The sequence below is a fragment of the Pseudomonas marginalis genome (assembly GCF_024169655.1).
Lineage (GTDB): Bacteria > Pseudomonadota > Gammaproteobacteria > Pseudomonadales > Pseudomonadaceae > Aquipseudomonas > Aquipseudomonas paraveronii.
In genome coordinates this window covers 473,022-484,980 of record NZ_JALJWV010000001.1, presented here as the reverse complement: position 1 = coordinate 484,980, position 11,959 = coordinate 473,022, and the positions used below count along the sequence as shown (strand labels likewise).

Annotated in this window: 10 protein-coding genes and 2 tRNA genes; 4 read left to right on the top strand and 8 right to left on the bottom strand. The window is 60.6% G+C overall.

Annotated features, from left to right (window positions below):
* Positions 1-150: 150 nt before the first annotated feature.
* Positions 151-237: transfer RNA gene (locus J2Y83_RS02035), tRNA-Leu, on the top strand.
* A 9-nt stretch (positions 238-246) separates the two neighbouring features.
* Here J2Y83_RS02035 and J2Y83_RS02030 read toward each other — a convergent pair.
* On the bottom strand, positions 247-441 hold the full coding sequence (locus J2Y83_RS02030) for a hypothetical protein (RefSeq protein WP_253393106.1): 195 nt from the start codon (positions 439-441) through the stop codon (positions 247-249).
* Between J2Y83_RS02030 and J2Y83_RS02025 the strand changes: the two genes are divergently transcribed.
* The 3 genes from J2Y83_RS02025 to J2Y83_RS02015 all read left to right on the top strand — a co-directional run bounded on the left by J2Y83_RS02025 (position 416) and on the right by J2Y83_RS02015 (position 3,222).
* Positions 416-502, top strand: a tRNA-Leu gene (locus tag J2Y83_RS02025). The two genes, J2Y83_RS02030 and J2Y83_RS02025, sit on opposite strands and share 26 nt — an antisense overlap.
* 144 nt (positions 503-646) lie before the next feature.
* Positions 647-1,672 carry an iron ABC transporter substrate-binding protein gene (locus J2Y83_RS02020; RefSeq protein ID WP_253393104.1) on the top strand — a complete coding sequence of 342 codons (1,026 nt, stop codon included), beginning with the start codon at positions 647-649 and terminating at the stop codon, positions 1,670-1,672.
* Positions 1,672-3,222 (top strand): ABC transporter permease, encoded by a 1,551-nt coding sequence (locus J2Y83_RS02015; protein ID WP_253393102.1) that lies wholly within the window; start codon positions 1,672-1,674, stop codon positions 3,220-3,222. Before J2Y83_RS02020 ends, J2Y83_RS02015 begins: the two co-directional genes overlap by 1 nt.
* A gap of 46 nt (positions 3,223-3,268) precedes the next feature.
* On the opposite strand, the gene J2Y83_RS02010 is transcribed toward J2Y83_RS02015, so the two are convergent.
* The 7 genes from J2Y83_RS02010 to hfq all read right to left on the bottom strand — a co-directional run bounded on the left by J2Y83_RS02010 (position 3,269) and on the right by hfq (position 11,867).
* A complete protein-coding gene (locus J2Y83_RS02010; RefSeq protein ID WP_253393100.1) occupies positions 3,269-5,203 on the bottom strand; it encodes a methyl-accepting chemotaxis protein in 1,935 nt (644 codons plus the stop codon).
* 139 nt (positions 5,204-5,342) lie between these two features.
* Entirely contained in the window at positions 5,343-6,632 is a 1,290-nt protein-coding gene (locus J2Y83_RS02005; RefSeq protein WP_247398197.1) for an adenylosuccinate synthase, read from the bottom strand.
* A gap of 54 nt (positions 6,633-6,686) precedes the next feature.
* The gene (locus J2Y83_RS02000; RefSeq protein WP_247398199.1) at positions 6,687-7,874 is read right to left on the bottom strand and encodes an ATP phosphoribosyltransferase regulatory subunit; all 1,188 of its coding nucleotides are present in this window, start codon (positions 7,872-7,874) and stop codon (positions 6,687-6,689) included.
* A 280-nt stretch (positions 7,875-8,154) separates the two neighbouring features.
* Positions 8,155-9,021, bottom strand: coding sequence for a protease modulator HflC (hflC, locus tag J2Y83_RS01995; protein ID WP_046384902.1), 867 nt, complete (start codon positions 9,019-9,021; stop codon positions 8,155-8,157).
* A complete protein-coding gene (hflK, locus tag J2Y83_RS01990; protein ID WP_253393096.1) occupies positions 9,021-10,196 on the bottom strand; it encodes an FtsH protease activity modulator HflK in 1,176 nt (391 codons plus the stop codon). Before hflK ends, hflC begins: the two co-directional genes overlap by 1 nt.
* Before the next feature lie 96 nt (positions 10,197-10,292).
* The gene (gene hflX / locus J2Y83_RS01985) at positions 10,293-11,594 is read right to left on the bottom strand and encodes a ribosome rescue GTPase HflX (protein ID WP_247398214.1); all 1,302 of its coding nucleotides are present in this window, start codon (positions 11,592-11,594) and stop codon (positions 10,293-10,295) included.
* Between the two features lie 12 nt (positions 11,595-11,606).
* Positions 11,607-11,867 (bottom strand): RNA chaperone Hfq, encoded by a 261-nt coding sequence (gene hfq / locus J2Y83_RS01980; RefSeq protein WP_017849756.1) that lies wholly within the window; start codon positions 11,865-11,867, stop codon positions 11,607-11,609.
* Positions 11,868-11,959: the final 92 nt, after the last annotated feature.

Below are 11,959 nucleotides of genomic sequence, written 5' to 3'. Positions count from 1 at the left end.
ACAAGTGTTTTAAAGCACTTTGTAGCCCCAAAGACGCACCTTGCACGACCATTGGCGAAATTTTCCAGGCTTTTTTCATGGCGGGGGTTTACAGCTCAAAAGCCACTCCGTATAGTGCGCGCCATCGACGACGGCAACGTTGTTGATGCTGCCCAGGTGGTGAAATTGGTAGACACGCCAGCTTCAGGTGCTGGTGATCGCAAGGTCGTGGAAGTTCGAGTCTTCTCCTGGGCACCAATTTCAAACTCAAGGTTCGACCTTGAGTCTCCCAAAAACCCGCGAAAGCGGGTTTTTGCGTTTCAGGCCTTTGATTTTTAACGCAAATCCCGATTTATTTTTTTGAATCAGGGGTTTACAGATCAAAAAGCCCGCCGTATAGTTCGCTCCATCGACAGCGGCAACGTTGTTTGATAATGCCCAGGTGGTGAAATTGGTAGACACGCCAGCTTCAGGTGCTGGTGATCGCAAGGTCGTGGAAGTTCGAGTCTTCTCCTGGGCACCAAATTCAGATCAAACCCGCGAAAGCGGGTTTTTTCGTTTCCGACGTATGAAAACTCCCCCACCGATTCCCCCCTCGTCCGCACTTGAGAAGTTTTATCGTTTATCCTTGCAACGATTTGTTGCACTCAAGCGAGGAAACTTCCGGATGATGATCCGCGACACCCATCTCAAGACATCCCTTCTGCGCGGCCTAAGCATCACTCTACTCGGCCTGACCCTGCTCTCGCCCACCGCCTATTGCGCCGACAAGATTTCCCTGACCCTGTACAACGGCCAACACAAAGAAGTCGGCGATGACCTCGCCAAGGCCTTCGAAACCAAGACCGGCATCCACGTCAACGTGCGCAAGGGCAGCAGCAACCAGTTGGCCAGCCAGGTCGTCGAAGAAGGCGAGCGCTCCCCGGCCGACGTGATCTACACCGAAGAATCGCCGCCACTGAACAAACTCGGCGAGCAAGGCCTGCTGGCAAAAATCGACGCCAGCACGCTCGATGTATTACCCAAGGACTATGTCAGCAGGAATGGCGACTGGATGGGCGTGACCGCACGCACCCGCGTCGTGGCGTTCAATCCGAAACTGATTGCCGAGAAAGACCTGCCCAAGTCGGCGCTGGATTTCGCCCGCCCCGAATGGCAAGGCAAGGTCGGCTTCGTCCCCACCAGCGGCGCGTTCCAGGAGCAGGCCGTGGCGATCATCAAGTTGCACGGTCGTGAAGCCGCCGAAGAATGGCTGACCGGCCTGCGCGCCTTCGGCAAGGTGTACAGCAACAACATGGTCGCCCTCAAAGCCGTGGAAAACGGCGAAATCGCCAGCGTGCTGGTGAATAACTACTACTGGTTTGCCCTGAAGAAGGAAAAAACCAACCTGGACTCGCAGTTGCACTACTTCACCAATGGCGATGCCGGCGGCCTGATCACCGTGTCTTCTGCGGCCGCGCTGAAATCCAGCAAGCACCCGAAAGAAGCCCAGCAACTGCTGGCGTTCATGACCAGTGAAGAAGGCCAGCGCGTGATCACCAACACCTCGGCCGAATACCCGCTGCGTAAGGGCATGGAGTCCAATCGCGGCCTCAAGCCGTTCAGCGAGCTGCAACCACCGAAAGTCACCCCCGCCGACCTGGGTAACGCTGAAGAAGCCCTGGACATGGAACGTGACGTTGGCCTGAACTGATGACCTCCGCCTTACGTGGGGGTTACAGCCCGAGGCGCAAGCGTCCTTCGATCTGGCTGTTGCTGCCCGTGTTGCTTCTGGTCGGCTTGAGCCTGCTGCCGCTGGCATACGTCGGGCTCAAGGCCTGGCAAGCCGGCTGGGCGCAAGCGGTGCATCTGCTGTGGCGGCCGTATGTGTTCGGGCTGCTGCGCAACACCCTGGCCCTGATGATTGGGGTGACGGTGGCGTGCGGCGTGATTGGCCTGTCCCTGGCCTGGCTGCTGGAGCGCAGCAACCTGCCGGGGCGCCGCCTCTGGGGCGTGGTCCTGTGCCTGCCGTTCGCGGTGCCGGCGTTTGTCAGCAGCTTCACCTGGGTGTCGCTGAGCGCTAACTTCGAAGGGCTCGGCGGGGCGATCCTGGTGATGACCCTGTCCAAATACCCGCTGGTGTTCCTACCCGTGGCGGCGACCCTGCGCAATCTCGATCCCTCCCTTGAAGAATCTGCGCGCACCCTGGGACTGAATCGCTGGGGCGTGTTCTGGCGCATCACTTTGCCCTTGCTGTGGCCGTCACTGCTGGCCGGGGCACTGCTGATCGCGCTGCATATGCTGGTGGAGTTCGGCGCGCTGTCGATCATCGGCCTACAGACCTTTACCACAGCGATCTACCAGCAATTCGAACTGGAATTCAGCAATGCCAATGCCGCGATGTTGTCGGCGGTGTTGCTGGCGATGTGCCTGACGCTGCTGTGGCTGGAGTTGCGCGTGCGCGGCAAGGGTCGACATGTGCGGATTGGCCAGGGCGCGGCGCGGCATGCGGAACAGGTCCGACTGGGCAAGTGGGCGCCATTGGGGCAGCTGTATTGCCTGGCGCTGGCGATCATCGGCAGCGGCATTCCGCTGGGGATGCTCGGCTATTGGCTGGCGGTGGGCTCGTCGGCCGCGTTCCCGGTGACCGAAATTGGCGAGGCGCTGCTGTCCTCCCTGGCGCTGTCGCTGGGTGGTGCGGCACTGTGCCTGGTACTCGCGGTGCCGGTGGGGTTGCTGGTGGTGCGCTATAAAGGCCATCTGGCGATTTGGGCCGAGCGCCTGCCGTACTTGCTGCACGCCCTGCCCGGACTGGTGATTGCACTGACACTGGTGTACTTCGCCTTGCATTACGTGCCGGCGCTGTACCAGACGTCGGCACTGTTGCTGATTGCCTATGCGCTGCTGTTTTTACCGCTGGCCCAGGCGCCGATCCGGACGGCCTTGAACAAGGCCGCACCGCAGCTGGAAGAGGCCGCACGCACGCTGGGTGCGTCGTCGTTCAGTGCCTTTTGCCGGGTGACCCTGCCGATTATTTTCCCGGCATTGGGGGCGGCATTCGCGCTGGTGTTTCTTGATGCGATGAAGGAATTGACGGCGACATTGCTGCTCAGCCCGACCGGGCTGAATACCTTGGCGACGGCGGTGTGGGCGCATACCTCGAATGTGGAGTTCGCGGCGGCGGCACCTTATGCAGCGTTGTTGATTCTGGTGTCGGGGTTGCCGGTTTATTTGCTCACGACGCGGATGTATTTGAGTCGCTGAAACCGCTATCGGGGGCAAGCTCCCGATGGCGGCGGCACAGACCACACTAAGCCCGGAACTGCCCCAGGCTCGCCTTCAACTGCGCCGCCAAGCCATCCAGCACCTTGCCACTGGCCGTGGTTTCTACCACAGCCTGCGCGGCACGCTCGGCCTGGGCGTGAATCACCTCGACCCGCCCACGCACCGCGTGTGCGCCCTGGGCTTGATGCTCAGCCGCACGAGTGGCCAGGCCAATCGCCGCGTGTACCTGCTCCACCGAGGCCTGCACCGTCTGCTGCAAGCGCACACTGTCGCGCAGCACCAGCAAGCCTTCGCTGGCCTGGCGCCCGGCCTTGCCAATGGTTTCGACCGCCTCGCGCGCGCCCTGCTGCAACGCCACGATATGCGCCTGGATATCACCGGTGGAGCTCTGGGTTTTACTCGCCAGCGCACGCACCTCGTCTGCCACCACCGCAAAGCCACGCCCGGTCTCACCGGCACGCGCCGCTTCGATGGCCGCGTTGAGCGCCAACAGGTTGGTCTGCTCGGCGATGCCGTGGATCACGGTCAGCACCACTTCGATCTGCTCGCTTTGCGCCGCCAGGCGCTCGATGACTTTGGAACCGGCCTGCACCTGCCCCGCCAGCGCTTCAATCAAGCTGCCGACTTCAGCCGACGTGCGCGAGTTTTCATCCGTAGCCTGGCGAATATCCACCACCTGCTGTAGCGCGGCCTGCATCGCATGGCTTTCGGCCTGGGCCTCATCGGCCATCTGCGACAGCGCGCGCAGGCTCTCGGCCACTTCGTCGCGCTGCAAACCCGCCGCCGCGTCGGCGCCGGCATTGCGCAAGGTCATCGCGCCGATTTCCACACCGGTACGCTGCGCCACATCGCCGGCCTCGCGCACGATGGGCTGCAACTTATCCACAAAGCGATTGACCGCCGAAGCCATGTCGCCGATCTCATCTTTGCTGTTGATCTGCACGCGCTTGGTCAGGTCACCCTCACCCGCCGCCAGATCATCCATGGCTGCGATCAACAGTTTCAAACGATTGACCACGCGCCGCCCGAGCACCACCGCGATCAGCAGCAAGACACCAAAACCGACCACCGCAAGCCCCATGCCGATGCGCCAACGCAGCGTACCCGCCGCTTCTTGCACGACACTCGCGGTGTTGGCGGTCATCTGGGTAGCGGTCGCCTGCGCCGATTGCAACCTCGCCCCCATGGCGGCAGCACTATCCGCCGCCGCACCCTTGAGGCTATCGCCCACCAACTGATCGCCGCTGGCAATCAGTGCCGCAAAGCGCTTATCCAGCGCCAGCAGGTCGGCCTCTACCGACGCGGTCGAGACGCCCATGCGGACCTTGCCGATCTCGACACCGTTGGGACTGATGGACGCTTCGACGTAGTACACGGAGGCGTCCGCCTTGGCGGCGTCCAGCACCTTATCGAGAGCACGGTCGCCCTTGCCCTTTTCCAGCAAAGCCTGGTTGATCGGGTTTTCCCGGTTCAGATAGCGGGTCAGATGCTCACCGGCAGCGTCGTCATACACCACGAACAACACGTTGGGATTGCGCTGGGCCCGTCGGGCGAACTCCGACAGCGTCGGCACATCGTTGTCCCACATGGCGCGGGGCGCCACAGAGGCCAGCAATTGCGCCATGTCATTAGCGGAGTCTTGCAGGTCTTTTTCCAGGGTCGCACGCAGTTGCTTCTGCTCTTCCTGCAGGCGCGCGGAAAGCCCTGCGGTCAGACGCTGACGGGTACTGCTGGACAAGCTGTCCAGGCTGGATGTGACTTCCTTGCCGGCCTGAGCCAGTTCGCCCGACAGTTTCTGACTGTCGACCCCCAGGCGATTGCCCAAATCAGCTTCCAGCGCCGTGACGGTGCTCCGAGTTAGAGCGACCGCCACCAGCACTTGCACCAAAAGAGCGATACCTAGGGTAACGAACACCGGCCGCAACAGACGACTTTGTAACAATGAGAGAACGGCAGACATCGGGAATCCCTCCACCACGGGTGCCATTAATTTGATAGCACCGCGAAAGAAGGAAATACAGCAAGGGTCGTGCCGTTTGGTGAACTGAGACGACAAAGGGCTCCCGAAGGAGCCCTTTGCTTTTTACATCAACAGCTTATTAAGCGAACGGGTGACGCAGAACGATGGTCTCGTTGCGGTCCGGGCCCGTCGAAATAATGTCAATCGGCGCGCCGATCAGCTCTTCAACGCGCTTGATGTAAGCACGCGCATTGGCTGGCAGCTCTTCCAGGGTTTTGGCCCCCACGGTCGATTCGGTCCAGCCTGGCACTTCTTCGTACACCGGCTGCAGACCCACGTAACTGTCAGCGTCAGTCGGAGCAACGCTCTTACCTTCTGCATCTTTGTAGCCGACGCAGATGTTGATGGTTTCCAGACCGTCGAGTACGTCCAGCTTGGTCAGGCAGATACCCGAGATGCTGTTCACATCGATAGCACGACGCAGGATAACGGCATCGAACCAGCCACAACGACGAGCGCGGCCGGTGGTTGCGCCGAACTCGTGACCTTGCTTGGCCAGGTGCGCACCGACTTCGTCGAACAGCTCAGTCGGGAATGGCCCCGAACCGACGCGAGTGGTGTAAGCCTTGGTAATGCCCAGGATGTAGTCCAGGAACATAGGGCCAACACCCGAACCGGTAGCCACGCCACCAGCGGTGGTGTTGGAGCTGGTCACATACGGGTAGGTACCGTGGTCGATGTCCAGCAACGAGCCTTGAGCGCCTTCGAACATGATGTCTTTGCCAGCACGACGCAGGTCGTGCAGCTCGGCGGTCACGTCCAGCATCAGCGGCTTGAGCAGCTCAGCGTATTCCTTGCATTCGGCCAGGGTCTTGTCGAATTCGATAGCTGGCTCTTTGTAGTAACCCACCAACATGAAGTTGTGGTATTCCACCAGTTCGCGCAGTTTGTCTTCAAAGCGCGGCATGTTGAGCAGGTCGCCAACACGCAGGCCACGACGTGCGACTTTATCTTCATAGGCCGGGCCGATACCGCGACCGGTGGTGCCGATCTTCAGCTCGCCACGCGCCTTTTCACGGGCCTGGTCCAGCGCAACGTGGAAGGACAGGATCAGCGGGCAGGACGGGCTGATACGCAGGCGCTCGCGCACCGGTACGCCTTTCTCTTCCAGCTTGGTGATCTCGCGCAGCAGGGCATCCGGTGCAACCACGACGCCGTTGCCGATCAGGCACTGCACGCCTTCGCGCAGCACGCCCGACGGGATCAGGTGCAAGACGGTTTTTTCGCCATCGATGACCAGGGTGTGGCCAGCGTTGTGGCCGCCTTGGTAGCGCACTACGGCGGCAGCATGTTCGGTCAGCAGATCAACGATCTTGCCTTTGCCCTCATCACCCCATTGGGTGCCCAGGACTACGACATTCTTACCCATAACACTTGTCCTCATTCGCGCAAACTTGGTGCCGGCGTTGGCCGGCAGGAAAACTCAAGAAGCCAGTGGCGATACTTGCCAAAGCCCGTTCTGCAGAATCAATTGCCGGTCGCAGTCCGCTTCACGGGCGGCGGCCAATGGCTGCCCAGGCAAAGCCTGGACGACACGCTGACCCTCACCGCGCAACTGGCAAACCTGCTGCCAGAGTGCTGCATCCGTACTGTCGGGCATCCAGATGCCACCAGACGGCAGCTCGACCTCAGCACGCCCCAGGGTCACCAGGGTTTTCAAATCGGTGGAGAAACCGGTGGCCGGACGCGCACGACCGAAGTCGGCGCCGATATCGTCATAACGACCGCCTTGGGCGATGGCTTGGCCAACACCCGGCACAAACACCGCGAACACCACACCGGTGTGGTAGTGGTAGCCGCGCAACTCACCCAGATCGAAATACAACGGCAGTTGCGGGAACCGCGCCGACAACTGCCCTGCAATCGCCAGCACGTCATCCAGTGCCGCCAATACCGGCGCTGGCGCATTGGCCAGGCGCTCACGGGCAGCGTCCAGAACTTCGCGGCCGCCGCACAGGTTCACCAGCGCACGCAGCATGTCAGCCAGTTCGGCCGGCACGCCTTCGGTCAGGGCGATGACTTCATCGATCGCCTTGCGCTGCAGGGCATCGAACAACTGTTGTTCCACTTCACCGGACAACCCCGCCGCACGGGCCAGGCCACGGTAGATACCAACGTGGCCCAGGTCCATGTGGACATCCGGCACGTCAGCCAGTTGCAGCATGGCCAGCATCAGGCTGATGACTTCCACGTCACTGCTCGGGCTGGCATCGCCGTACAACTCGGCACCCAACTGGATCGGGCTGCGCGACGACGACAACGCCCGCGGTTTTGCATGCAACACGCTGCCGGCGTAGCACAGACGGCTCGGGCCTTCGCGACGCAGGGTGTGCGCATCGATGCGCGCCACTTGCGGCGTGATGTCAGCACGGAACCCCATTTGCCGGCCCGATTGCGGGTCGATGACCTTGAAGGTGCGCAGATCCAGGTCCTGGCCCGCGCCGGTCAGCAGGGATTCCAGGTACTCGATATGGGGGGTCACGACAAACTCGTAACCCCAGCTCTGGAACAGATCCAACACCTGGCGACGCGCAACTTCAATGCGCGCAGCTTCTGGTGGCAGTACTTCTTCGATGCCATCTGGCAGCAGCCAGCGGTCTACCGTTGCCATTACGCCATTCCCCTATGATCCGGGCGGCCAACCCTCGGCCGAGCCTTGAGTGAAGCAGAAAATGCCCGCCCCCGGCATAAACCACGCGCAAGAGCGACGTGACGAACGGCCTGCAAACGGCCTCGTCGGGCACTTTCCTCGAAAAACCTGTCGCGCCTGCCGAATCAAACATGCAGACGCAAAAAAGCCGGGAATTTCCCGGCTGCCGCATCATACACCCGTTTTCTCAAAGGATCACCCCGCCAGGCGTTTTAGCCGCCCGACGGGAGTGAACATTGAGTTACTTGGACTTTTCCAGGTAACGGAAGAAGTCGCTGCTCGGGTCCAGCACCATGACGTCGGTTTTGTTCGCGAAGCTTTCACGGTAGGCACGCAGGCTACGGTAGAACGCGTAGAACTCCTGGTCCTGGCCGTAGGCTTTGGCGTAGATCGACGCGGCTTGCGCATCACCATCACCCCGCGCCTCTTCAGACTCGCGATAGGCCTCGGCCAGCAGTACGCGACGCTGACGGTCGGCATCCGCACGGATACCCTCGGCCAGCTCGTTACCTTTGGCGCGGTGCTCACGCGCTTCACGCTCACGCTCGGTGCTCATGCGCTCGAACACGCTGCGGTTCACTTCCTTCGGCAGATCGATGGCCTTGACCCGGACATCGACAACTTCGATCCCCAGCTCTTTTTCCGCCATCGTATTCAACGAACGAGTGATATCCGCCATCAGCGCATCACGCTCACCGGACACCACCTCGTGCAGGGTGCGCTTACCAAACTGGTCACGCAGGCCCGATTCCAGACGACGCGACAAGCGCTCGTCGGCAATCTGCTTGAGGCCGGAGGTCGCGGTGTAGAAGCGCTCGGCATCCTTGACGCGCCACTTGGCGTAGGCGTCAACCATCACGGCTTTCTTTTCCAGGGTCAGGAAACGCTGTGTCGGTGCATCCAGGGTCATCAGGCGTGCGTCGAACTTGCGCACCTGGTTGACGTAGGGGACTTTCACATGCAGGCCCGGCTGGACATCCGCCTGGACCACGCGACCGAATTGCAGCAGCACCGCACGCTCGGTCTGAGCCACGATGTAGAAGCAGTTCCAGGCAGCGATGACCACGACGACGCCCACAATCAGGGCGGTCAGCGATTTATTGTTCATCAACGACTCTCCCTGGTACGTGTTTGCTGTTGCAGCAAGTCAGCGGCCGCACGGGCGCTCGCTTCGTTGGCAGCGGCATTCGAACCGGTAGCCGGTGCGCTGGCGCCGCTACGACCACCTTCGATCATCTTGTCCAGCGGCAGGTACAGCAGGTTGTTCTGCCCACCCTTGCTGCCGGTCACGAGAACCTTGCTGGTGTTGCTGAAGACTTCCTGCATGGTGTCCAGGTACAGACGCTCACGCGTGACTTCCGGTGCCTTGCGGTACTCGGCGACCAGCTTGGTAAAGCGATCCGCCTCACCCTTGGCGCGGGAGACCACTTCATCGCGGTAACCGTTGGCATCTTCAAGGATGCGCTGGGCCTGGCCACGGGCTTCCGGCACGACGCCGTTGGCGTAGGTTTCAGCCTGGTTGCGCGAGCGCTGCTCGTCTTCACGGGCGCGGATCACGTCGTCAAAGGCTTCCTGCACTTCACGCGGTGCCGCTGCGCTCTGTACGTTCACCTGGGTGACGGTGATACCGGTGCGATAGGTGTCGAGGAACCGTTGCAGGCGCTCCTTGATTTCGCTGGCCATCAATTCACGACCTTCGGTCAGCACCTGATCCATGGCGGTGGAACCCACCACATGGCGCAGGGCGCTTTCGGTCGCGTGTTGCAGGCTGACTTCCGGCTGATCGACGTTCAGCACGAAGTCCTGCAGGTTGCTGATCTTGTACTGCACGGTCAGCGGCACTTCGACGATGTTCTCGTCTTCGGTCAGCATCTGGCCCTGCTTGGTGTAGGCACGCTCACGCGTGACGTTCTCCATGTACTTCTTGTCGATCGGCGGGAAATAGATGTTCAGGCCCGGGCCGACAGTCTCGTAGTACTTGCCGAAGCGCAGCACCACGGCCTGCTCCTGCTCGTCCACCACGTAGACCGCGCTATACAGCCACACAGCCGCGAGCACGACAAGCCCAAGGCCCAGCAGACCGTAGCCGCCGCCCTTGCTTGTGCGACCGCCATCGTCACCACCGCGTTTTTTTCCACCACCGAACAACCCATTCAGGCTTTCCTGCAGCTTTCGGAAGGCCTCGTCGAGATCCGGTGGCCCCTTGCGGTCGCCATTATTGCGGCGCTTACCACCCCAAGGATCCTGATTATTCGAGTTGCCACCCGGCTCATTCCAAGCCATAGCGCTCTCCATCTGATAAAGCAAAGACGCACCCACGGCGCGCCGACCAATGCTACAGAATGCCTGCTACTGCGGCACAACCGCTTTCTCAGGCTTTTATTGCAAAGTGTGTTGTTCGATGAACTCTGTCGGTATAACGCCTTCGCGGCTGACCAGCCGATTCAGCTCCGAGCGCGGCAATCGAACGGCCAGCAAGCTGACACCTTCTTCATCGTGCTCTTCTTTCTGTACCGCGCCCAACTCGAAAAACTGTGCACGCAGTCGAGCAAAACGCTGAGGCAAGCGCAAGGTGCCGACGAACAAATCGTTGCCGAGCAACTCGGCAATCGCTTGCTCAAGCAAGTCCAGGCCGCGGCCATCACGCGCCGACAACCAGACCCGCTGGGGCTTGCCGTCCTCGTCGCGCTGAATTTGTGGCTCAACGCCTTCAAGCAAATCGAGTTTGTTATAGACCTCGAGGATGGGCAAGTCCTGGGCACCAATCTCGCCCAGCACCACCATCACCTGTTCAATCTGCAACATGCGATCAGGTTCGGCCGCATCGATCACGTGCAACAGCAGGTCGGAGTTGCTCGACTCTTCGAGCGTAGACCGAAATGCCTCGACCAGTTTGTGCGGCAAGTGACGAATGAAGCCCACTGTGTCGGCCAGGACAATCGGCCCCAGGTCCGCCAGTTCCAGGCGGCGCAGGGTCGGGTCAAGGGTCGCGAACAGTTGGTCGGCCGCGTACACGTCCGACTTGGTCAAGTTGTTGAACAGCGTGGACTTGCCGGCGTTGGTGTACCCCACCAGGGAAACGGTCGGGATATCCGCGCGGCTGCGGCCACGTCGCGATTGTTCGCGCTGGCTGCGGACTTTTTCCAGCCGGCCCTTGATCTGACGCAGGCGAACCCGCAGCAGTCGCCGGTCGGTTTCCAGCTGGGTCTCGCCCGGGCCACGCATGCCGATACCGCCACCCTGGCGCTCAAGGTGAGTCCAGCCACGCACCAACCGGGTGCTCATGTGGTCAAGCTGGGCCAGTTCAACCTGGAGCTTGCCCTCATGGGTACGCGCGCGTTGGGCGAAAATATCGAGAATCAGGCCGGTACGGTCGATCACGCGACACTCGAAAACACGTTCGAGGTTACGTTCCTGACTGGGCGTGAGGATGTGATTGAAGATCACCAGATCGGCCTGCTCGGCATGGACCAGGTCGCGCAGTTCCTCGACCTTGCCGCTGCCAATCAGGTATTTGGCGGTTGGCCGATGACGCGGTACGTTAAAAAACGCAACGGTCTCGGCGCCGGCCGAATTAGCCAACTCCTGAAACTCCTGCGGATCTTCGCGCGCCTCAGGGTCCTGTCCATCCAAGTGAACGAGGATCACTCGTTCACCACCACCGTGGCGCTCAAAGAACAAAGGAGACTCCTATCAGGCGTTACCTGGCTCAGCGTCACCCTGTTCGCCATCGGTCGCGCTAGGCAGACGGATTGGACGAACTGGAACAACTGTCGAGATAGCGTGCTTGTAAACCATTTGGCTGACGGTGTTTTTCAGCAGGATCACGAACTGGTCGAACGACTCGATCGTACCTTGCAGCTTGATACCGTTGACCAGGTAGATGGAAACCCCAACTTTCTCTTTACGTAAAGTATTCAAGTAAGGGTCTTGTAGCGAATGCCCTTTTGACATGTGCCGCACTCCTTTAAGGATCAATAATAAAAAATCGGAAAATAGATAGCTTATGGCCGTCACACCCCCAAGGATAGACGGCAATTGCAAGG